This window comes from Shewanella intestini, assembly GCF_018221465.1.
GTDB classification, from domain to species: domain Bacteria; phylum Pseudomonadota; class Gammaproteobacteria; order Enterobacterales; family Shewanellaceae; genus Shewanella; species Shewanella intestini.
This window is the reverse complement of record NZ_JAAIKR010000031.1, coordinates 1-2,268: the sequence shown is the minus strand read 5'-3', so window position 1 is coordinate 2,268 and position 2,268 is coordinate 1. Positions and strand designations below refer to the sequence as shown.

Here is a 2,268-nt window from a genome sequence, read left to right as displayed (position 1 = left end):
ACTAGGAAAATCAAAGGATTATTTATCTTCGCTTCGCTAGGTGTTATAAATAACCTTTGTTTTAAGCGTTATATGGAGTTCGAGTCTTGAGAAGGATCTTAATCATCACTTTGTTGTCAGTTATAGTTGCTGGCTGTGCAAATACCCCAAAAGTAGCGAAAAACTCAAGCTGTTCTGATGTCCAATCTTGTGCTGAAAAGATAATGTTAAGAGTACGAGAGCAATCAAAGCTTCTTTGTGAAAAAATGTCTATCGATAAAACAATAGTTGTGAAATCTACCTTTTCTAAAGGTGGAGAAGTTTTAAATATGGAGCTAACAACTTCTAGTGGAGTCCAAGAATTTGATGAAGTAGCTTTTAATGCTATTAAAACGTCTGCTCCTCTATACGAACTAACAATGCTTAATGACGAGGACTTTAAGAAAGCTTCTGTTATAAACTTTAGGTTCGAAGGCCTTAAGAAAACTGAGTAAGTAGAAAGCTCCATATAACAAGCGCATTAAGTACGGGACTGATAATAGTTTGCTCGGTTCCGCTACGCTGCACATTTTAGCAAACTAATATCAGCCCCTTATGCGGGCGTTAGCTGCACTTGGAGAATTCGTTGAAAAATGAACTTAAGCCGAAAAAGGATGATGGGTTTTTCCTTTATGTCTTACCCGCTTTTTTTCTTGGAATGGCTGGGTACTCATTGTTCATGCTTGAGTTCGATCCTATTGCATTATTCATGGCTGTACCTTTTACCTTAATGGCTCTTGGTTTTCACTTTAAACAAAAGGGAAACTTGAAAGTTGTTGCTTTAAATGTACCTGGTTCGAGTCAAAACTTTCAAATTTGCTTAGAAGAAATAGAGAAGCAAAACTGGGAAATACTTGAGTCTACTGATAACTCTGAAATTATTGTCGAGACAAAACGTACATGGAGGAGTTGGGGAGAATTAGTCACTATCAGGTTTGAAGAAGATAATATTTATATTAATTCTCGTCCTTCTCCATATAGAAAATCTTCAGTGGCAACTTGGGGTAAAAACAAAATAAACATCAATATAATTCGCTCTGCGCTTGGGTGCAGCTAACAAGGCAATTATGTATGGGACGTCTAAAGCTTGGCTGACGCTCATTCTTCGCTGATTTTAGCCAAGCTTAATACGCCCCATATTGCGGCGTTATACAACTATGGACAGTCTTGAGTATGCCCAACCCCTTTATTCCTGAATCTTTCGAACCGCCTAAGCTTTTTGAAAGTGAATGCTTTCATTTTAGAGTTCTTGAAGAGGCAGTTGCAGAATTAGATTTTGAAGCTGTGATGTCTAGCCAAAAAAGACTGCAAGGGATATTTGGCCCAGAGTTCGACTGGCCTAAAACTGATATGACTCTCGAGGAAAATAAAAAAAGTTTGAAGGTTCACAAACAAGAATTTGAAACACGAGAAGCATTTGCTTATTCAGTATTTACCAATTCTAAAGAAAAATGCCTAGGTTCTGTTTACATAGATCCAAGCCAATCACGGAACTATGATTGTGAAGTATATCTTTGGGTTAGGGATGATAGCATCACTTTGGATAAGGCACTTTACCAAACAGTCTTGAGTTGGCTTCAAAATGAGTGGCCGTTTTCTAAAATTGCATTCCCTGGTAGGTGTATCTCATGGGAAGATTGGGCAAATGAGTTAAAAGTTGTATAACAAGGCAATTAAATCGGACAAATAACAGTTGGCTTTTGTTCGTGCCTCACAAATTATAGCCAACTAATATTTGCCGTTTATTGCGGCGTTATACGTTTTTCAGGTTGAGGTGATATGGAAATCAAAGTCGATGTATATTCAAACAAAATGGTGCTAACTTCCGATGGTCGTAGCATGACATTTCACTCTAAAGAGCCTTTTACAACAACAAGGCTACTTATTGGTAAGTTTTTTGTGGCAGAAAGTTGTCTTAAAAATGCAGTAAAAGAATTTGGTGCTATCGGCTTTTTTAAACGTGCTCCTAAAATTATCATTCAGCCTCACGAATTCCTTGAAGGTGGTTTATCGGAAGTCGAAGACCGAGTACTTCGTGAAATAGCGTTGGGTGCAGGTGCAAGAGAAGCACATGTTGTAGTGTAATAAACGTATAACAAGCTGTTCAAGCGGGACAAATTACAGTTGGCTGGTTCCGCTTCGCTTCACATTTTAGCCAACTACAATTTGCCCCTTAACAGGGCTACATGGACTCCCCTTTGTCAAGCAATAGTAATCCGACAACAACAGTGGATCTGACAGCAGCTCTAC

The 2,268-nt window shown here is 38.4% G+C and carries 4 protein-coding genes; all 4 read left to right on the top strand.

The features are described 5' to 3' along the window. Window positions 1-86: 86 nt before the first annotated feature. The 4 genes from G3R48_RS16895 to G3R48_RS16880 all read left to right on the top strand — a co-directional run bounded on the left by G3R48_RS16895 (window position 87) and on the right by G3R48_RS16880 (window position 2,103). Window positions 87-473, top strand: a complete 387-nt coding sequence (locus G3R48_RS16895) for an energy transducer TonB (RefSeq protein ID WP_153666358.1) — start codon at window positions 87-89, stop codon at window positions 471-473. 131 nt (window positions 474-604) lie between these two features. Then, window positions 605-1,075 carry a hypothetical protein gene (locus tag G3R48_RS16890; RefSeq protein ID WP_153666359.1) on the top strand — a complete coding sequence of 157 codons (471 nt, stop codon included), beginning with the start codon at window positions 605-607 and terminating at the stop codon, window positions 1,073-1,075. A 116-nt stretch (window positions 1,076-1,191) separates the two neighbouring features. Then, window positions 1,192-1,683, top strand: coding sequence for a hypothetical protein (locus G3R48_RS16885; protein ID WP_153666360.1), 492 nt, complete (start codon window positions 1,192-1,194; stop codon window positions 1,681-1,683). 114 nt (window positions 1,684-1,797) lie between these two features. Continuing rightward, window positions 1,798-2,103: a hypothetical protein gene (locus G3R48_RS16880; protein WP_153666361.1), complete on the top strand. Its 306-nt coding sequence runs from the start codon at window positions 1,798-1,800 to the stop codon at window positions 2,101-2,103. Window positions 2,104-2,268 lie beyond the last annotated feature (165 nt).